An 18,647-nucleotide genomic window follows, 5' to 3' on the forward strand; every position below is an offset into this window, starting at 1 on the left:
CTACACAAGGACACAACAAGTGCCGACCAACCCCATCAACAAGCGCGTCACAAACGCCTTGTTCTCACCGCTTAGTTATGGCTTAGCTCTTCTGCTCTCCATGGCAGTTGGTGTTATTTTTTTTATTGCCAACAACACAACTATCCCTGCACCACTCCCACCAGAAGAAAATTATATTCCCGCACTGAAGGTTAACTTTGATCAGTGCACAACTGGAAAATACTGGATAACTGTAAATGGCTGGGCACTATTGGACCGGCCTGACAGCGCGACAAAAATCCACCTATTTGCCACCGGGCCAGGCGGCTCTATAAAGCTGACAACACGGCGTCTGCAAAGAAAAGATGTCAGTGACTTTCTAAAAATTCACAGTGATTTCCACTTGCACGGTTTTTACGCATCTGCAATAGGGCGCAACCTGAGCCAGCGGTACGGTGAAAAAGTAAAAATCTTCATTGAAGACTCGAAGGGCTTAATTCACTACGGAGGCGAAAATGTCTGCACAGCAAATTGATTCCAACACCCAAAAGACACTGGCCTTTGTGTTATTTATTGCCTTGTTCTACTTGTACTTCTTTCTAACTCTGGAACTCAAACCTTTTTCCGACGATGTAACTTTTCTATCAGTTGCCACATCAGGCGAATCACCGCTCCACTATTTAGCCAGGCGCTACAACGCCTGGACAGGTAGGATCGTTATTGAAGCAGTCATGTACACCACGATCGCCTATTCTGCGTTCTGGAAACTGGCAATACCTACTTTATTGCTACTTAGCATCTACGCCACCTGGAGAGTTTTCTTTTCCAAGACAATCGACTTCCGCTATGGCATTCCGATCTGCATGGCTTTAATGCTGTTAACAGGCCATAACATCCTCGACACCACCATATATTACGTGACCGGATTTTATAACTACTTGCTGCCGATTTCAGCAGCAGTTTTTGTATGCGCAACATTCATGCGCCCCTCGTTATTCTCTACCCCCGAGAAATTTCTCGCCATTCCTCTCGCACTGATCGCATCGCAGTCCGAGCAGGCCGGCATATCAACACTCGCACTGTTTACCGTTTCTTTATTATGGGACAAAAAGAGTTCATTAGCATATAGAAGCACACTACTGGTAATCGTTGCCATTGGATTTGCGTTTCTTATCACTGCCCCAGGGAACTACCTGCGCCTCGTCTCCGAATTGCGCTACATGCCAGAATTCAATGACTACAATATAATAAAGAAAATCTCGACTGGCTTTGATGTTTTCAACGCCCACTACACCGACACAAGAAATCTATATCCAAAAGCGATCGGAATACTAATAACGATGCTTGCCTTTCAAAAACAATTCAAATTCAAAAAAATTGCCTTTGTATTGATGGCGATCGGAGTATTCCAAGGAAGTATTTTTTCTAACATCTTCAACATAGGAACAAATGAGTATTACTCCCTGCGCTACGCAAGCACAGGACTCGGCCTAGAGTACTTTTTGTCCTACACGCTTAGTATTCTTTCGCTTGTCAGCATGATCTACATCATGAAACAACTGTTAGAAAATGACGCGAGCTTCTATCTCGCCACTTTCTTCCTGCTCCTGCATACCGCAGTTACGACTCTGGTAGGTCTTTCTCCGACAGCATATGAATCGGGCTACAGGGTTCTATTGACAGGTGACATGATAAGCCTAATGTTGATTTGCCTGCTCATTAAAGAACTCATTGATCAGCGCAGTCATTGCGTGCTGCCTACCCCTTCGAAATAACCCCTCGATCAAGAGTTTCATGTACCGAACACTTGGTTAACAGGTGTTCGGTACATATAAAGGGATAAACGGAGGGAATGGGCGATGGGTATCTATAAGCAAACCATTCAGTCAAGAACCCAGCTCAAAATCCGCAATCAGTTTTAACGCCAATACTTTTCCATACTGACGCAACTCTGGTACAGCGGTAGCCTCCCAATAGTCCGCCTTTAACATAGGCCCTATATAGAACAACCAATCGGACGCCTTTCCCTCCTGACTTAGCACGGCCAATTCACTGCTAACACACAACCCAAGGTTTAACGCATCGACCTTCAAAAGACCATCGCGCTCCAGCTGTAGGATCAAACGATCCTCAACCCGCCTAAGATTGGTGTTAGGTCCTGTACAATTTACGACTTTGGCGACTTTCAAGCTTGTAACGAATTGCTCGCCTCTTGCTTGAATATCAATATTCATGCCTTCTGCACAAGTTGTTACAGCCTTGATCCGTCCCGCTATTGAGCGAATTTGCCCGCGCGACTGAGCCCTCTCGAAGCGGCTGTACGCCTCCGGGGCCACTCGATGGCGATGAACATCCCAATAAGGCTGGAGGTGCCGCAGAAACCGTTGACGCTCGACGTTGGGCAGACGTTTCCACAACGTAGGAGTAATGGGCCGCAATGCACCCAGAACATTTCGCCAGTCAACACCCCGCTGCTCACACAAATCGACTTCAGTACGAATTACCCGCATGTAACTACGTACGGTTGACGCAGTGCTCATTAACTTAGCAACGATGTCCGTAGACAGCAGCTCAGCGTTACGGCTTGCACGATGAGGAGCAGGGCACAAACCGCGACGCGAGAGCATATGAATTGGCCCCCGATGCCCTTCATGTATCAGTCCGAGCGCAACGTCGAGCGCGGTTAGCCCGGCCCCCACAAGCAGAATCGGTAAGTCGACATCTGGAGTGGCTGCTTTACTGATCGCCCAAGGGTCAGATTCATAAAGATCAGATTCAACGTGAGATGTAAAACAATCCAGATCAACAGGTGAAAAGTTACCAAACGCGAGCACCACTCGATCCGCGATAACTTTTTCACCGCCGGCCAACTCAACAACGCCTTGCGCACCTTGTGCCTTTATTGAATGCACTTCGGAAACTAGTCGTTCCAACCGCACGCTCTTCGAGCAATGCTTTTCGGCATCATCCAGAACCGACGTCAGATACTCTCCATAAATCTTGCGTGGAATGAATGACGATGCCGTGCAGGCAGGATCCCTCGCCTGGCAGAAGCGCAGAAAGTGTTCAGGATCATCGACGTCCGCACTCATATTCCCCGCAGGCACATTGAGCAGGTGTAACGGGCTGTTGGTGCCGTACGCCAATCCTCGCGCCATGGTCCCGGAGCGGTTGATGAGTACGACTCGGACATCGGAGGGGCAGCGACGCAAGAATTGTGCTGCCGTTACTGCTCCGCTGAAACCAGCGCCAATGATGACGAGGGTTTTCATTGATCAAACCTTTTATCCAGATATTCCAGCACTCTTGCGATGGATTCGGACAGGTCTTCGGCAACGGTGTTGATGCGAATATCCGGATTGACCGGCGCCTCATAGGCAGAGTCGATGCCGGTGAAGTTCTTGATCTGGCCCGCCCTTGCCTTGCTGTAAAGTCCTTTCGGATCGCGTCGCTCACACTCTTCCAGCGAGGTGTCGATAAAGACTTCGACAAATGCTTCATTGCCGATGACGTCACGCGCCATGGCGCGATCACGATGAAACGGGGAAATGAACGCGGTAATCACGATCAACCCGGCGTCGATGAGTAACTTCGACACTTCTGCAACACGTCGAATATTCTCGACCCGATCAGCATCGGTAAAACCCAGATCCTTGCACAAACCCATGCGCAAGTTGTCGCCATCCAACAGAAATGTGTGCCGGGCCTTGGCCACGAGTGCCTGCTCCAGAGCATTGGCGATCGTCGACTTGCCCGAGCCACTCAAACCCGTCAGCCAGATAACAGCCGGTTTTTGCCCCTTTACCTGAGCTCTTGCCGACGCACTGATGGCGGTAGCGTGAAAAACCAGATCCTTGCTCATACGATTAACCTTATTCGAATCAGACTACAAGGCCCGCCAGCAACTGGCGGGCCTTCTGCTCTAAGCGTGGGGCAACAGGCGATCACGCAGGGCCTTGATGCGAGCCTCGCAGATCCGGTAAGACTCGCTAGCCAGCAAGTCCGCACGCTGTTGCTCATCAGTCAGCGCAAGCGTATGGGTATCGCAACCGATCCGGTGAATGTAATCGCCGATAAAATCACAGGAACGCAGTGACGCCCAATCGGTACCGTCGCGCGTGAACAACTGCATGGTCAGATAGTAGTCTTCCATGTACTTCATATCATCGAAGTAGGTGACTGCTTCCAGATCGCACTTGTTCAGATCGAGCAGAAAACTGTGCAGCGGCGCGTGGTTATGCTCGATGAAATCACGGTAGTTATCACCGTAATCGTAAATCTTGTCACGCTTGACGATGCAACCAGTCGCCGCATCCACCATGGTGGAGTAGACACGTGCAAAGGTTGCATTCTTGCCACTGGACTTAATCTGTTCCAGTTGTGAGCTGTAAGCCCACGGAAACAGCATGTCGTCATAATCAAGAAATGCTGCGTAACCACTGCCGACTGCCTTGAGCGCATCGTTCAACATCAACGAGCGCAAATCCGGCGCTTGCTCCGTCGAGAAGTAACGGCGAATCACCGGAGCACAATGCTCATTCCACGGCAGTTGAGCGAGCTGCGCTTCAAGAATTGCGATTTCCTGGTCATCCATATCCTGGATGGCCAGAACAGGCAAAACCTGACTACCGGATTGAGCGACCAACGAAAGAAGTGCATTGATCAGCGATGCACGGTCACCACGACGGTGGTAACGCACGATGGTCGATACCGTGTCGAGCGATGATCCTTGGATGCCGTTATCCGGCAGCAGTCGGAAACATGAGGCCTCACAGCAGATCTTGTAGCCGATCGTCGGTGCATTCGGACGCAACTCCATGCAGGCAACCTGATCAGGCTCGATACTGAAGTTGACAGTACTTTCACCCTGCACAAACGATGGATCGTTTCGCAGACTGGCCGACACGGAATACCCCTTGTGCCGCTTGGCCATTTTCAGCAACGACTCGATGGCCGTTGCAGGGAACAGGCAAATATCGCTGAACTGCAACGTGAAGTCGCATTCGGCAGGCGCAAGCCCGGAGATCTTGACACCTTGCGCCTGCAACGTCTGGTGAAGCTCTGGGTTTTCGAAAGAAACCGAGCAAGCTTTGAACGCATCTGAACTGGCAAGGCATGCCAGGAACTTGCGACGCGACTCAGGTTCAGCCTCCAGGCGTGCCACTGCTTCAGGTGTCAGCACCACATTCAGCTTCAATTCTGCTGGCAGGACACAATCGGTGGTCGCCGAAAAGGACTGGCCGGACAACGCCCGTCCGATGGAGTTGAGGTAGCCGTAACCAAAGCGGGTATCGGGCTCAAGGTGCGCCCCCTCAGCCCATTCGTTCCAGGCGTTTACCACTACGTAGCGGCGATCTTCAGGCAGGTGCTGCTCGGAGTAATCCACCAGAAACTCCATCCAGCTCTGGAATTTTTCCGTAGTGAAGTGGTTAAGCACGTACGCCCGGTTACCGTAACGAGCAGTGTTATCCCAGGTTGGAACCAGCGACCGGAACAGCGTGAAATCCTTGCCCAGATCCTGCCCCATGTAGTGATCGGCAACTTCGCTGTAGTTAATGACGTTACCTTCCAGAGGCCAGTAAGGGCGCAACTGGCTGCGAGTGTCCTGAACCGCGTCGGCAGTCCAGTCATGCAGTACCCGTTCGACGGCAGAGTCCATGCCATGGTCTTGCGGATTTGTCGCACCGCGCGTCAGCGTCGCCACCATATATGGCGCCTTGAGACCCTCGCGCTCGCACTCTTCGCGCCACACAGCCAGGTAGTCGTCGATATGTTCGATCGAGGACGGACGATACACGTGCAACATCGGACGGCCATCTACTTTGATATAGCGCTCGTCTTTGAAGAACGGAATGAGATAGCGAATAAAGCCGCGGGCGTCTTCTTTCGAATAGACCTGCCCCAGCAGGATTTCCGCCTCGTTACCATCCCAGCGGCGAGTCCAGTTCTCGTTAGCCCAGCAGAAACAGAACGGCATATCGATCTGCTGATTATCCAGCAGCATTTGTGCCGGCTTCTCAAGGATCATTCTTCCGGTGAACCAGTAATGATAGAAAATCAGGCCGTGGACACCTGACTTCTGCATCATTTCAGCCTGCTGTTCCAACCTGGCCGGGCCGTCCAGATGGTAGTAACCGATGTCCTCGTGCGGGACATGTTGCTGATAATGACCATAGAACAACGGATTGGCCGAACGGACTTTGTACCACTCGGTAAATCCGGTGCCGTGCCATTCATCATTCTCGGGTGTCGGATGAAACTGCGGCAGGTAGTACGCCAGCACCTTGATGGTGTCGTGTGTGATGCTCGCAGAGTAATCAACCTGTGGCTCGTAATACTCCCGGGGCTCGTGCGAAATCTGCGGAGCTTCCAACTGATAGTTACGTCCCTCACTGGTGGTTGTATTGACCAGTACCAGGCGTTCCAGCGAACGGCTCAGCAGATCACCGGCAACGGCGTCTTCATTACTCGCGAAGTGCTCGAATTGCAATGGCAACTGCAGCAGGTCACTGATAGTGCCAACCCGTGCCCAGAACAGCCCGACTCGAGGGAATTGCGCACTCGGGAAAGTAGTCGCATCGATCTCGCGGTACTTTTCCAGAGCCGTGGCAATCACGTTTCCGGTATCAGTCCAGCCAGCCTGGTGGTAGATGGCAGACTCAGGTCGGGTGTCGACGGGATACACAACCTTCGCGTCCCCACCGAGCAATTGAAGAATCTGCCCGACATTGGCAGGGGAACCGCATAGTAGCTCCAGGCGCTCTTTCAACCCGGAACCGTTATCGTTATCGTCGCTGCCGGCTTCGTCATGGAAGTGCGCTATTACGTCGTAAGCTTTCAATCGACTGCCGAACTGGACAATCAGCGCAGCAATCGCTCCAACCTGCCCGGGGACAACCTCAACGACCAACTTGCGCAACAGAGGCACTGCTGCACGCAACGCTCTATCGTCAAACTTCAAGCTATCGCCGCTGCTGCGAGAAATGAACAGATCGAATTCGACCGGGACATTTTTGAGGTAGCTGAGCCATTGGGCCGACAATTGCTCACCGCTCAAATGAAGATGAACGGCAACCATTCCAGGCGCTGTTGTTGGTGCCTCTGGCAGGTAAGGATCCAGGTAGTAAGGCACCACTTTGAGTACTTCGTACTCAGTCAATGCGGCGTCGCCAAGCGGTTTTGAAACCTGATTCAACGCCAGTCGCTTCTGGCTGAGCTTGAGCTTGCGGACTGCAATAGCCAGTGCATGACGCAAACCGCCACGGCGAGCTTCGCGTACAAAACGGCTGAGCAGCTGCGGCTGTTGCGCAACCAGATTCAACAGTTGTATGGCGAGGCGATGGCGACCGACCTTGCGGGATAGATGGTAGTTACGACCTTTGGTGTCGTGGATCGACCGGCCTTCGTAGTACCCGTGGCGCAAATAATGGATCAGCGGATTGATACGGCGTAACCGCACGTCCGGATAGTTGTCGAGATAGGCCTTGGTGGAAAATCCTGCCGACGGGTCACGCCCCTCACGCCAGCCCTGCTCAAGATAGTGCTGCAACGGATCGACACCCGCCGCCCGAACATCTTCGTAGGTACTGAGGTAGTAAGCGGCATCGAACAGCTCGCTCTGAGCCGGATGATCATCTCGATAGCGAAGACCGAACCGCTCTGCAATGCGCGAGACAAGGGATTTCAGCAAAAAGCGTCCAGAAGAATAACGACGCAGGTCAGCCTCAAGGCTCTCAATTGATAGCTCCGCGTCTGAAAGAGACGTCTTGAAAACACCATACTCAGTCTCGAGCCAACGACGGTGTCCATCGAGGTTTGAGTAATCGGCCTTCAACGCTTCGTGTCGTTTATCAAGTTCGCCGTAGTCGGCGGCTAGCGTCGTGATGTTTTGTTCTTTCAGCCTCAGTTGCACATTCAGATCAGCGTTGTTTTCATCGAAACGACGCATGAGTCGATAGGCAGGCAAACGTTCGTTCATCGCCTCGCAAAGGCTGTTGACAGTGCTGACGACCGCTTGGTCATCTGCACGCTCATCACGCGAGAGTTCCAATAGCAGAAGGCTGAGGTTCAAGACATCGGCCGGTACTGCGGAATCCTTTTTGAGCTCGTCCAGCGTAAAGCTGTTGTGCTGCAGCGACCGCTGGAGAAAGTTGCTCTGATATTCCAGGAACTCGGAGCCCTGCGGGTCAAACGGCAACCCCAGCGACTCAGACATGCGTCGCAGCTGCTTCTCGGGTTCCTGAAGCATCAACTCGTAATTTACAAAAACACGCGATGCTCCCTGGCTATATTTCATACTGAACAGCATGTGCTCAAGCCAGAGAAAGTAGCCTTTCTCAACTTCGAACTCGTTCCGCTTGACCAACGAATGCGCAACGTTTATCGGGTTACGGAAAGCAATGACATAGCTGACCTGCAGACCCAGTTCGGCAAAGATCTCCTGCCAGAATGGCAGCAGTCGGGACATCCGTGGGTCTTTTACGCCGAAACACTTGATTTCGTTGATTTTCTCGCGCAGATGCTCGATTGCACGCGCCTTGTGGCTCTGCGCCACCGGAGAATCCAGCTCTTCCCGGCGAATGGGAAGCAGACTGTCCCAGGCGTGCCCCAGATCCGCCAGCAACTCTTCGTTGTAAGCGGTAATCGTTGCGTCTTCAAAAAAGCCTTTTTCGTTATTGCCCGATTCGGCAGGCAACAGGTTATCGCCCAGATCCACACCAAGGACTTTCAAACCACGCGTAATGGCACTCGTACCGCTTCGGTGCATGCCCAAAACTACGACTATTTGTTTATGATCCATAAGATTAATTATGCTCAACACTTGAAATGGTAAAAGCTGGGATACATTTGAAATCTACTGTCCCGGTTGCCGTGATTGCAGTTTCCGGCAGAACACGAAACAGGCAGGCGTCGATCAGACGATGCAGATAGGTCTCCTCTTCCCCTACGACACCGACCACCCCAGAGTTGAGGAAATACGTTCCGGGGTTCAAATTGCACTCGAACTTGAATTCAACATCGACTTCAGCGTCGGCAGCCACGTAGGTAATGGCGTCCTGCGCGCTCGCCGCACTGGCCGCCCCACCAATCTCGATACCGGTGAGCGTCTTGATCATCATGCCAAAGCGAACAGCCCCCGCTCCCGTCGAAAAGGCGACGCGATAGGTATAGCGGTAGCTGTCACCGCGTTTGAGGCAGTTAACCTGTTTACCGACCGCATTGAGGATGCGCGGCTCGCTGATCAGAACGCCGTGAGACTCGTAGGACATCATACTTTTGGAAACGATATGAGGATCGAAGTATTCCTCAAGTCCTTTGTCCTTCGCCTGCGACGCCTCGACCGCCACCTCGGTGCGCTGGGCCTCCCGCTGCAGTTCAAGACGTTCGAGTACACCGGTCTTGATCGATTCGCGGATTTCCGCAACTTTGTCCGCAGGCGCATAGAGCAGCTTCTGATACTGGCCGACAATGACCTTGGGAACACCTTCGGCGAGCTTCTCTCCCTTATCCAGCAGAATCGCACGCGTACACAGTTCGATCACGGCACTACCGGAGTGCGAAACAAACAGAATGGTCGCGCCACTCGCCTTGATTGCCTCGATCCGCGCGAAGCATTTGCGCTGGAACCGTTCATCGCCGACCGACAGCGCTTCATCAACAATCAGGATTTGCGGGTCTACGTTGATCGCCACGGCAAAAGCCAGACGCACCATCATGCCACTGGAGTAAGTCTTGACTGGCTGATCGATGAATTCGCCGATTTCCGCAAAGGCTTCGATCTCGGCAAAACGGGACTCGGTCTCAGCGCGCGTCAGTCCAAGCACCGCAGCGTTCATGTACACGTTTTCGCGACCGCTGAATTCCGGGTTGAATCCCGAACCCAACTCCAGCAAGGCTGCGACACGACCGTGGGTCATGATGTCGCCGTGTGTCTGATTGAGCGTGCCGCAAATCATCTGCAACAGCGTCGATTTACCGCTACCGTTTCGCCCGAGAATACCAACGGTTTCGCCTCGGTCGATGGTGAAAGAAACATCCTGCAGCGCCCAGAACTCACGAAAGTACTGCTTGCGGCCGCGTGCGAACATTTGCATCAGCCGATCTCTCGGCTTGTCGTAAATATGGAAACACTTACTCAGGTTGTTGACGGCAATGGCGGTATTAGAGGACATCGGCGAACCCTTTACGCGTTTTTTGGAACCACGCAAATCCTAGCCAAAAGACAAGAGCTGCAGCGATATAGTAGAAACCCAGATGAATCAGACTTGGCAGTTCGCCCCTGAAGAGCAGAGCCCGGGTATCTTCAATTGCCGGGGTCAGGGGGTTCAAAAAGAGCAGATGCCGGTATTCTTCAGGCAACGCCGTGATCGGATAAAAAATCGGTGACAGAAACATCAGAACGGAAGTGCAGACACCGATGATCTGACTGACATCTCGCAAGTACACGCCCATAGAGGCGAGAAACCACACCAGGCCGACAACGAAAATGATCAGAGGAGCCAGAAATACCGGAAGCAACAGAATGGTGTACTGAAGCTTTCCGAAGAAAATCAGATACGCGATCAGCCAGACACTGAGGCTGACGAGAAAGTGAAACATAGCCGCGCCAAGCGTAACCCATGGAAGTATTTCCAGCGGGAACACCACTTTCTTAACATAGTTGACGTTGCCGATAATCAGACCCGGGGCTCTGTTTATGCACTCGGCAAACAGATTGAAAACGATCAGACCCGCAAACAACATGAGCGCAAATTCGGTTTTCGAACTGCTATCGACGCTCCATCGGGCTTTGAACACAACGCTGAATACGAATGTGTAAATCACCAGCATCACAATCGGATTGAACAGTGACCACAGCATGCCCATGATCGACCCGCGATAACGCCCAACGATCTCCCGCTGCACCAGCGCCCGGATGAGACCTTTGTTGCGCCAGATGCTATTGAGCATCTCCTTTGGCGAAGCAGAAAAGTTCAGCATTGTCTCAAAACCTCAATAAATCCGAGGGAGTTTAAATTCCTCAGCAAACTCTCTCGTCCTGCCATCACTTGAATTACCACAACACTCTTCCTGAAAAAGGCCAAGTCCGACTGCGGATCAGATTCCATTGAATACCGCCGCCAAAAGCAGCCCAAGGTTGCCCCATAAGGATTGCCGGTAGACGCCAGATCGCCGTAACCAGATGATCCGCGCCAATCCGCGAGAATTTCGTGCCCGCTGAAACAGATCCAGCCTCATCCGGCTTTCTTCATTCAACTGGAATCTGGTCGACTCCAGCGCCGCAATATTCTTTTGATTCCACCCACGGAAACGACCGCGGAACTGCATCCGTACTCTGTTCAATTGCGCCATCAGGCCCGATGTAGAGCCGATGAGGTTTGCTCCGTGCTGCCTGTAGAGAATGGTTGGCCGAACGTCGTAAGTGATTCGCCCTCCAGCACCTGAGACGAGGAGATACGCCCACCAGTCATGCGAAACGATGTCCAGACTGGATCCTGCCTGCAGGAACAGCTTATGGGCAGCCTGATTGAAGACCATTGTGTTGCCCCCTCCCACGCTTTGCACTAGCGCATTGGCAAATCCGACGGGACGCTCAAACAGAGGAGAAAAACCTATGGGTGCCCCCTCCTCATCGATCAATTCGGTCCTGCCACAGTAAAGAGCCGGCTCCTGTGGGGAGGTGCCCTGAAGTTCGCACAGGGCACGCTCCAGCTTGTTTTCTTGCCAGATATCATCCTGATCGGCCCAGGCATAGAAATCGGACTCGATGGAATGGTCACAGGTCAGCGAAAGGAAGTTGGCGGCGTATCCACGTCCTGGTCCTTGGCGAATCGACAGTTTGCCCTCTCCCCAGCGCTCGGCGTATTCGCGTAATAATTCCAGGGTAGAGTCGTCAGAACTATCATCCGACACCACGACAAACCAGTGGGGATAGCTTTGTCGCGCAATGGACTCCAACTGCTGTGCCAAAAAACGCTCGCCATTGAAGGTGCACAACAGAACGGCAACACGTCCGCAAGGACCACCTGGTTCCTGCTGAAGCCGGTCGACAATGCGGGGATCCGGACTGCGGTTTTGAACATCCGGGAAAAGAGGGGCTATCACCGAGCACTCCGTTGCTTAAAGGAGAAAATTTCACCTGTGCCGATTCGTTCAACACGAGCGAGCATTCGACGTACAAGGAGAGCGCCATCGGAACGGCTCATGCGCCACTTCCAGCTGCGCAAAATGTGCAATTATAACGACGAAACATTGCCATTTGATAGCCCAGTGACATTATCGCTTTGCAAACGCTGGAAGCAGGACCGTCAGCCCCGACAAGACATGGATAACGTGAATATTGCAGAGCAGAGCAGATGAGCGCCGCGGTGGCGGCGCGTAGGGTATCAAGCCGCCATCGTTAGAAAAAGGGTGGCAGTTTGCCAATGTCGAAGTAGCAGGCAAAGGTCATCAACGGTCAGCCGTCTCCACTCAAGTACGCTGCCGCGAGTGATACTGGCACGCCGTCCGCTTCAACGCATCATCGACGCCAATGACAGGCGACCACCCCAGCCTATCGATAGTTTTACTGATATCGACCTGCAATGACCCACACAATCGCTGCGCGAGATCAGCACGACCGATCAGCGATGCGCCCGTCTTCAACACCCAGGAAGGAATCGACAGTAAGCGAGGCTTTACACCCAGGGCACTCGCCATACGCGTGAGCAATTGAGTAGTGGACAAGTCTTCTCCATCACTGACCAGAAAGGTGTTTCCCGCCGCCTCTGGATGACTGATGCAGACATTGAGCAAATCCACCAGATTCTCAAGCGCAACAAGGCTGCGATGGTTATGTATCGCCCCAAGCGGTAACGGAGTACCTCGTTCAAGCCAGCGCATCATGCTCAGGAAATTGGCCCCGACACCGGGGCCGTAGACCAATGGCGGCCGGATGACGACGACCTCCATACCCGTTTCGACGCTGATTGCTCGCAAGGCGTCCTCTGCTTCGCGTTTTGACAGGCCGTAAGGATCGAGCGGCGCCGGTACATCGTCCGCCTTGAAGACAAGTCCCGGCAGGGTCATTTCACCATTGACCTTGATCGAACTGACGAAAATGAATCTTTTAACGCCAGCTTCAGCTGCACTGCGTGCCAGACGAACAGTCCCTTCGACATTGATTTTGCGAAACCGCTCAAGAGCCCCCTCTGCCGACTCATTCATCACATGCACTCTCGCGGCACAATGAACAACCACGTCAATGCCAGCCAGAGGAGGGAGCAGGACCTTGTCCCCCATGTCAAATGTCACAATCTGGCATAGACCACTCAACCTCGTTTCGCCGCGCACAGCAGCGACAGGGCTGAATACCTTGTCCCGCAGCAGTCGAAACACAAGCGCCTCTCCGACAAACCCGGTCGCGCCCGTCACCAAAACTTGAGAACCGATCATTTAGCCTTGCTTCCAACCAGCGCCGTAGCCCAGCAGATACAAAAGAAAAACAGCTTGTCCCGTACCCTTCGCCGACAGTCTCTGGCGCTGAACGAAAGTTTTATCAGTTGCCGGCGCCCCAAAGGCAGCCAAGGCTCGACAAATGAATTTCGATCAAGCCCCACCAGCCGAACGATCTGCCTGACCTGAGAAAACCACCACCCGTCATGAATGGTCTTGTAACGCATGAGCAGAGAACCGATGCCGGCGTTCGCGCCAACCTGGTTACTTTCATGCTGGCGATAATCCATGGAGGGACGCGCGTCGATGAACCAGCGGAATCCGCGGCTGCGTGCGAAAGCGTAAAAATACCAATCGTGGAGAGTGACCTTCTGCAAGTCACCCCAGCTCCCCAGCATGGCGGCCCTGAGTGGATGCGCCAGCTCACGAGTGAAGACGTATGTACATCCCGGCCCAGCGGCCTCGAACAGGAAATCCCAGGAGGTCTGGGGCTGAGCCTTGTCCAGCAGTTGTGTGCGGCCATCCGGCCAGAACGCAACAACATTGCTGGAGTAGGCATCCACGCTTCGCGCCTGAATTTCGCCGATCGCCCTCTCGAGCTTGTCCTGATACCAGACATCATCCTGATCGGAGAACGCGATGTAGTCGTATTCTTCGAGGGATACATCACGGATCAATCTGAAAAAGTTGCGCGCGGCACCACCGAACGCACCGACGCCAGGGAGCACATGAACACCCTGGCACCTGGCCGCATAGGCGAGGCACCAGGCCTCGGTACCATCAGTCGAGGGATCAACACTGATATAGACGCTCAGGTCTACACCGGACTGTCGAAGAATCGAATCGAGTTGCTCTTCGATCCACTGCATTCCATTGAAGGCCGCCAGCAAAACCGCAACCTTGGGATGTTTTACTGGCATGCCCTTCCCGCCTGAACCGATTTTAACTTTCTCACCCGAAAACGCTTTGTTATTCGAATCAGTGAGAAGGCGAGTCCAGCAACTTCTGCAAGTATTGACCGTAGCCCGTCTTCTTCAAGGCATCAGCTTGCTCAGCCAGCTGATCGGCGGTGATCCAGCCATTGTGGTACGCAATTTCTTCCAGGCAGGCCACTTTCAAACCCTGGCGTTGCTCAATGGTATGAACGAAGTGACTGGCTTCAAGCAAAGAGTCGTGAGTACCCGTATCCAGCCAGGCAAAACCGCGACCGAGCATCTCGACATTCAGCGATTTCTGCTCTAGATAGGCGCGATTCACATCAGTGATCTCCAGCTCTCCCCGCTCGGAAGGCTTGATGTTCTTGGCGATTTCCACGACTTGATTGTCATAGAAATAAAGACCTGTAACCGCATAGCTGGATTTTGGCTTCAGTGGTTTCTCTTCAATACTCAAAGCGCGACCGGACGCATCGAACTCCACGACACCGAAACGCTCAGGGTCGGAAACGTGATAACCGAATACAGTCGCGCCGTGCTGTTGAGAGCTGGCCGAACGCAAGTTGTCAGAGAAGTGCTGACCATAAAAGATGTTATCGCCCAGGATCAGACAGCAAGGATCCTTTCCGATGAACTCCTCACCAATGATGAAGGCCTGCGCCAGACCGTCCGGGCTCGGCTGCTCGGCGTAAGTCAGCTTGACTCCGTAAAGGCTGCCATCGCCCAGCAACTTACGGAAACAAGGCAAATCTTCCGGGGTGGAAATGATCAGGATTTCGCGCATTCCGGCCAGCATCAAAACCGACAGCGGATAAAAGATCATCGGCTTGTCGTAGATCGGCAGCATCTGCTTGGAAACACCAAGGGTCAACGGGTGCAGGCGCGTACCTGAGCCGCCGGCGAGAATGATGCCTTTACGATTTGTCGTGGTCATTTATTAAGAACTTCCCTAAGCATTCGGGTTACACCACTTTGCCAATCCGGCAAGTGTAGAGAAAAATTGTCGCGCAACTTCCGAGTATTCAAACGCGAGTTTAGAGGCCGACGAGCGGGTGTTGGATACGCCGTTGTATCGATCGGATTGATCTCAGTAACAACAAGCTGCTCACCATTATCCCGGGCAAACGCGATGACATGACTTGCATAGCCATGCCACGATACTTCGCCACTCGCTGCGAGGTGATACAAACCCGCCAGTTCCGGCTGCTTTAGCACATTGCGAATCGCGATTGCCGTGACATCGGCGATCAGGTCAGCACCCGTAGGCGCTCCGACCTGATCGGCAATCACACTTAGCGTTTCGCGATCTTTTGCCAGCCGTAGCATGGTCTTGGCGAAGTTATTGCCGCGAGCACCGTAGACCCAGCTGGTTCGGAAAATCAGATGCTTGCAGCCTGATGAAATGATTGCCTGCTCACCCGCGAGCTTGCTCGCACCGTAATGGTTGACCGGTGCAACGGCATCGGTCTCCAGCCATGGCATGGAGCCCTCACCACTGAACACGTAATCGGTTGAGTAATGGATCAGCCAGGCACCCAGCACAGCCGCCTCTTCAGCCATGAGCTTACATGCATGGCCATTGATACGATCGGCCATCTCCACTTCAGATTCGGCCTTATCAACTGCGGTGTATGCGGCGGCATTGACAATGACATCTGGCTTAAGCGTGCGGATCGTCGCACGCAAGGCTTCGAGATCCGACAAATCACCACACAAGCCATCGACAGCATGACGATCCAGCGCAACCAACTCACCAAGCGGCGCAAGGGAGCGTTGCAGCTCCCACCCTACCTGACCATTTTTACCCAGTAGGAGGATTTTCATGCCTTGGTCGAGCGATCTGCGTAGTTCTGGTCGATCCACTGCTGGTAGCTTCCGCTTTTGACGTGAGCGACCCATTCAGTGTTGTTCAGGTACCACTCGACGGTCTTGCGAATGCCGGTTTCAAAGGTTTCTTCCGGCGTCCAGCCCAGTTCACGCTGAATCTTGCTGGCATCAATGGCATAGCGCTGATCGTGACCCGGACGATCCTGAACGTAAGTGATCAGGCTCGCATGCGGGCGATGCGCAGAGTCGGGACGCAATTCGTCGAGAAGAGCACATAGAGTGTTCACGACTTCAATATTCTGCTTTTCGTTGTGACCGCCAATGTTATACGTCTCGCCAACGACGCCTTCGGTCACGACCTTGTAAAGCGCACGGGCGTGATCTTCCACATAAAGCCAGTCACGTACCTGGTTTCCTTTGCCGTAGACCGGCAACGGCTTGCCTTCCAGCGCATTGAGAATGATCAACGGGATCAACTTTTCGGGGAAGTGGCAAGGACCGTAGTTGTTCGAGCAGTTAGTCACAAGCGTCGGCAAGCCGTAGGTACGAGCCCAGGCGCGGACCAGATGATCGGAGCTGGCCTTGCTTGCCGAATACGGCGAACTTGGCTGATAGGGAGTGGTTTCGGTGAAGAGATCTTCCGGACCTTCGAGGTCGCCGTAAACTTCGTCCGTAGAGATGTGGTGAAAGCGGAAAGCTGCCTTGCGCGCATCATCCAGCGCAGCCCAATAATGGCGTGCAGCTTCCAGCAGTGTGTAAGTACCAATGATATTGGTTTGAATGAACTCGGAAGGCCCCGAGATGGAGCGATCCACGTGAGACTCTGCGGCCAGATGCATGATCGCATCCGGTTGGTGCTCACGCAGGACACGGTCGATCTGCTCACGGTCGCAGATGTCGACGCGCTCGAACGTGTAACGCGAGTTTCCGCTGACTTCGGCCAACGACTCAAGGTTACCGGCATACGTCAGCTTGTCGACGTTTACCACTGCGTCGGTAGTGTTGGAGATGATATGACGGATAACAGCTGAGCCGATGAACCCGGCTCCGCCGGTTACTAGAATTTTCACGCGAAACCATACCCTTGAGTTGCTGACAGGGCTGCCAACCGAGCACTGTCTAATCCATACAATGCAAAAGCCATCAGTCCAGCCGGCTTCTGACAGAATCAGTCCGTACCGACGTGGGAATAGGCCACTATCGGACAAGCGCAGCATTTTACAGCTTAATGAACGTTTTACTAATGGATATAGACAAGCAGTGGCTAAAGTTTAGTTCGCCTTCCTTTCCATGTCGTAATCAGACAAGACGCTTACGTGAGCCTCTGGACGTACGTCCCAGAAACCAGCCAAAAACCGGCCCGATCAGCATGCCCACCAGCAAAGCACCAACTGTAATCACTGACACCGGAAGTTGCGGCCCTGCCCAGCCAAGAAACAACAGGGAGACCGATTGCTGATTTTCGAGAACGAACGCAAGGATCACCAATACCAGCAATAGAATTAAAACGGAAAGAAAAATGCGCTTGAGATTACTCATTAGCGGCTCCTTGCGTAACGGCGACCATCAAGCCCCCTCATCCTCTTCTTCATTCACGCGATCACGCAGCTCTTTGCCTGGCTTGAAATGCGGAACAAATTTTCCGTCAAGGCTGACGGACTGACCGGTCTTTGGGTTACGACCGACGCGCGGCGCACGATAGTGCAAGGAAAAACTGCCAAAACCACGGATCTCGATACGATCCCCCGTGGCCAGACACTGGGACATTTGCTCAAGCATGGTCTTGATGGCCAGCTCCACATCTTTGGATGAGAGCAGCCCTTGATGGGTGACAATTCGTTCGATCAACTCCGACTTCGTCATATTTTTCCCTTCTTTTTCAAGCAGCTAGGTCAGCGCTTGAAAGGTTTTAGCACGCCCTGAAGATTTTGAACAGCCCAGGGCTTGACATATCTTTCCGCTCGCCGAAACGCCCATTTTCAGGGCATCGGATCACAAGCCCACCAACGCTCACTCACCGACAAATCACCAACATGGTTCGAGTGACGTAGCCTGCCGGATTGAAGCCAAAGGGAAACTCATCTTCATCCCGCGCATCATCAGACCGCGTGATCACCTTGTAACCGGCTCCCTTGCATTCCTTGGCGGCGCGCCTCTGACACCGCTCCCAGCCCGAACCCAAGCCTGAGCAGTCAACCTCGATGCCACTCACTCCGCGTACCGCATGGGTCTTGGCGCTGGTAGTACAGCCCGCCAACACCAACATGCCCACCAGAACTATAAACTTGTTCATTCACTTCCTTATGCCAGGCGCCTGCCCGACTACTGCGATCTTCAGCCTAAGCCTAGACGCGAATAGACGATTGATCCGATTAAAGAAACAGACCGCCCGGCGAAGGAAATGGTTTCACCGATGGACCACGAAGAAGCACCCACTAAATCGCAGGCACAAAAAAGGGCGACCGAAGTCGC

At 53.1% G+C, this 18,647-nt stretch carries 16 protein-coding genes; 2 read left to right on the top strand and 14 right to left on the bottom strand.

The features are described 5' to 3' along the window. The first annotated feature begins 19 nt into the window (after positions 1–19). A complete protein-coding gene (locus tag ACKJSM_RS08115) occupies positions 20–514 on the top strand; it encodes a hypothetical protein (RefSeq protein WP_410237187.1) in 495 nt (164 codons plus the stop codon). Beyond that, complete coding sequence (locus ACKJSM_RS08120) at positions 495–1,754, top strand: hypothetical protein (protein ID WP_236178023.1); 1,260 nt, start codon at positions 495–497, stop codon at positions 1,752–1,754. The genes ACKJSM_RS08115 and ACKJSM_RS08120 overlap by 20 nt, the downstream gene beginning before the upstream one ends. A gap of 111 nt (positions 1,755–1,865) precedes the next feature. On the opposite strand, the gene ACKJSM_RS08125 is transcribed toward ACKJSM_RS08120, so the two are convergent. From ACKJSM_RS08125 to ACKJSM_RS08190, 14 genes are all read right to left on the bottom strand, one after another. Next, entirely contained in the window at positions 1,866–3,251 is a 1,386-nt protein-coding gene (locus tag ACKJSM_RS08125) for an FAD/NAD(P)-binding protein (protein ID WP_410237188.1), read from the bottom strand. Continuing rightward, positions 3,248–3,841, bottom strand: coding sequence for an adenylyl-sulfate kinase (gene cysC, locus ACKJSM_RS08130; protein WP_065257146.1), 594 nt, complete (start codon positions 3,839–3,841; stop codon positions 3,248–3,250). The genes ACKJSM_RS08125 and cysC overlap by 4 nt, the downstream gene beginning before the upstream one ends. Before the next feature lie 60 nt (positions 3,842–3,901). Further along, the gene (locus tag ACKJSM_RS08135) at positions 3,902–8,779 is read right to left on the bottom strand and encodes a glycoside hydrolase family 99-like domain-containing protein (protein WP_410237189.1); all 4,878 of its coding nucleotides are present in this window, start codon (positions 8,777–8,779) and stop codon (positions 3,902–3,904) included. Between the two features lie 4 nt (positions 8,780–8,783). Continuing rightward, positions 8,784–10,151, bottom strand: coding sequence for an ABC transporter ATP-binding protein (locus ACKJSM_RS08140; RefSeq protein WP_236178020.1), 1,368 nt, complete (start codon positions 10,149–10,151; stop codon positions 8,784–8,786). Further along, a complete protein-coding gene (locus tag ACKJSM_RS08145) occupies positions 10,141–10,959 on the bottom strand; it encodes an ABC transporter permease (RefSeq protein WP_085612176.1) in 819 nt (272 codons plus the stop codon). Before ACKJSM_RS08145 ends, ACKJSM_RS08140 begins: the two co-directional genes overlap by 11 nt. 117 nt (positions 10,960–11,076) lie before the next feature. Next, complete coding sequence (locus ACKJSM_RS08150) at positions 11,077–12,084, bottom strand: glycosyltransferase family 2 protein (protein WP_410237190.1); 1,008 nt, start codon at positions 12,082–12,084, stop codon at positions 11,077–11,079. A gap of 366 nt (positions 12,085–12,450) precedes the next feature. Continuing rightward, positions 12,451–13,413, bottom strand: a complete 963-nt coding sequence (locus ACKJSM_RS08155; protein WP_236178018.1) for a UDP-glucose 4-epimerase family protein — start codon at positions 13,411–13,413, stop codon at positions 12,451–12,453. Continuing rightward, positions 13,410–14,333 (bottom strand): glycosyltransferase, encoded by a 924-nt coding sequence (locus ACKJSM_RS08160; RefSeq protein ID WP_236178017.1) that lies wholly within the window; start codon positions 14,331–14,333, stop codon positions 13,410–13,412. The genes ACKJSM_RS08155 and ACKJSM_RS08160 overlap by 4 nt, the downstream gene beginning before the upstream one ends. 58 nt (positions 14,334–14,391) lie before the next feature. Beyond that, complete coding sequence (gene rfbA, locus ACKJSM_RS08165) at positions 14,392–15,282, bottom strand: glucose-1-phosphate thymidylyltransferase RfbA (protein ID WP_410237191.1); 891 nt, start codon at positions 15,280–15,282, stop codon at positions 14,392–14,394. Beyond that, positions 15,279–16,172 carry a dTDP-4-dehydrorhamnose reductase gene (gene rfbD / locus ACKJSM_RS08170; protein WP_410237192.1) on the bottom strand — a complete coding sequence of 298 codons (894 nt, stop codon included), beginning with the start codon at positions 16,170–16,172 and terminating at the stop codon, positions 15,279–15,281. The genes rfbA and rfbD overlap by 4 nt, the downstream gene beginning before the upstream one ends. Next, positions 16,169–17,245, bottom strand: a complete 1,077-nt coding sequence (rfbB, locus tag ACKJSM_RS08175; RefSeq protein WP_236178014.1) for a dTDP-glucose 4,6-dehydratase — start codon at positions 17,243–17,245, stop codon at positions 16,169–16,171. The genes rfbD and rfbB overlap by 4 nt, the downstream gene beginning before the upstream one ends. Before the next feature lie 229 nt (positions 17,246–17,474). Further along, positions 17,475–17,714: a LapA family protein gene (locus ACKJSM_RS08180; protein ID WP_236178013.1), complete on the bottom strand. Its 240-nt coding sequence runs from the start codon at positions 17,712–17,714 to the stop codon at positions 17,475–17,477. Positions 17,715–17,741: 27 nt separating this feature from the next. Next, the gene (gene ihfB, locus ACKJSM_RS08185) at positions 17,742–18,038 is read right to left on the bottom strand and encodes an integration host factor subunit beta (RefSeq protein ID WP_236178012.1); all 297 of its coding nucleotides are present in this window, start codon (positions 18,036–18,038) and stop codon (positions 17,742–17,744) included. Between the two features lie 151 nt (positions 18,039–18,189). After that, complete coding sequence (locus ACKJSM_RS08190; RefSeq protein ID WP_410237193.1) at positions 18,190–18,468, bottom strand: hypothetical protein; 279 nt, start codon at positions 18,466–18,468, stop codon at positions 18,190–18,192. Positions 18,469–18,647: the final 179 nt, after the last annotated feature.

The sequence above is a fragment of the Pseudomonas sp. PHC1 genome (genome assembly GCF_046487845.1).
In the GTDB taxonomy this organism is placed as follows: domain Bacteria; phylum Pseudomonadota; class Gammaproteobacteria; order Pseudomonadales; family Pseudomonadaceae; genus Aquipseudomonas; species Aquipseudomonas sputi.

Bases quoted from the DNA above. Each gene is read 5' to 3' on its own strand.
- ACKJSM_RS08140 (WP_236178020.1), bottom strand. From the start codon at position 10,151: ATGTCCTCTAATACCGCCATTGCCGTCAACAACCTGAGTAAGTGTTTC.
- ACKJSM_RS08190 (WP_410237193.1), bottom strand. From the start codon at position 18,468: ATGAACAAGTTTATAGTTCTGGTGGGCATGTTGGTGTTGGCGGGCTGT.
- ACKJSM_RS08180 (WP_236178013.1), bottom strand. From the start codon at position 17,714: ATGAGTAATCTCAAGCGCATTTTTCTTTCCGTTTTAATTCTATTGCTG.
- rfbA (WP_410237191.1), bottom strand. From the start codon at position 15,282: ATGACCACGACAAATCGTAAAGGCATCATTCTCGCCGGCGGCTCAGGT.
- rfbD (WP_410237192.1), bottom strand. From the start codon at position 16,172: ATGAAAATCCTCCTACTGGGTAAAAATGGTCAGGTAGGGTGGGAGCTG.
- ACKJSM_RS08145 (WP_085612176.1), bottom strand. From the start codon at position 10,959: ATGCTGAACTTTTCTGCTTCGCCAAAGGAGATGCTCAATAGCATCTGG.
- cysC (WP_065257146.1), bottom strand. From the start codon at position 3,841: ATGAGCAAGGATCTGGTTTTTCACGCTACCGCCATCAGTGCGTCGGCA.
- ihfB (WP_236178012.1), bottom strand. From the start codon at position 18,038: ATGACGAAGTCGGAGTTGATCGAACGAATTGTCACCCATCAAGGGCTG.
- ACKJSM_RS08155 (WP_236178018.1), bottom strand. From the start codon at position 13,413: ATGATCGGTTCTCAAGTTTTGGTGACGGGCGCGACCGGGTTTGTCGGA.
- ACKJSM_RS08120 (WP_236178023.1), top strand. From the start codon at position 495: ATGTCTGCACAGCAAATTGATTCCAACACCCAAAAGACACTGGCCTTT.
- ACKJSM_RS08160 (WP_236178017.1), bottom strand. From the start codon at position 14,333: ATGCCAGTAAAACATCCCAAGGTTGCGGTTTTGCTGGCGGCCTTCAAT.
- ACKJSM_RS08135 (WP_410237189.1), bottom strand. From the start codon at position 8,779: ATGGATCATAAACAAATAGTCGTAGTTTTGGGCATGCACCGAAGCGGT.
- ACKJSM_RS08125 (WP_410237188.1), bottom strand. From the start codon at position 3,251: ATGAAAACCCTCGTCATCATTGGCGCTGGTTTCAGCGGAGCAGTAACG.